Origin of the sequence: Vibrio sp. 1641, assembly GCF_033339995.1 — a bacterium.
Classification (GTDB): Bacteria; Pseudomonadota; Gammaproteobacteria; order Enterobacterales; family Vibrionaceae; genus Vibrio; species Vibrio alginolyticus.
On sequence record NZ_JAWOVP010000541.1, the window covers coordinates 1 to 505 of the forward strand.

Annotated in this window: 1 protein-coding gene; it reads right to left on the minus strand. The window is 47.3% G+C overall.

The features are described from left to right. The coding region (locus R7Z47_RS27015) for a c-type cytochrome (RefSeq protein WP_318131049.1) at positions 1 to 505 on the minus strand (505 nt) is incomplete at both ends.

Sequence of the window (505 nt, forward strand, 5' to 3'; positions counted from 1 at the left end):
CAGGGGCACCAACTGCTGGGTTACCTTTACCATCTGTACCATGACACGCTGCACACACAACAAAGCGAGCTTTACCTGCTGCAGCTTCACGAGCGTTAACTTTACGACCCGATAGGCTTAATGTGTAACTTACTACTTCTTGGACACCTTGCTCACCAAGCGCATCTTTCCATGCTGGCATTTGACAAATACGGCCATGCATGATGGTTGTTACGATTGCTGCTGGCTCACCGCCATATAGCCATGCGTCATCAGTTAGGTTAGGGAAACCTTTTTGACCGCGAGCATCTGAGCCGTGACATTGTGAACAGTTTTGCAAGAACAAACGTTGACCAACTTTTAATGCTTCTGGGTCTTGCGCGATCTCAGGAACAGGGCGTAGACCATTCGCATTATGAGCAAGTTTACGGAATGCTTCGCCGAAGTAGGCATCCGCATCATCCAGTTCTTTTGCGTATTGGTTGAGTTGTTTATTTTCTTGTGCCTGTGCAATAGCTTCTTTTGA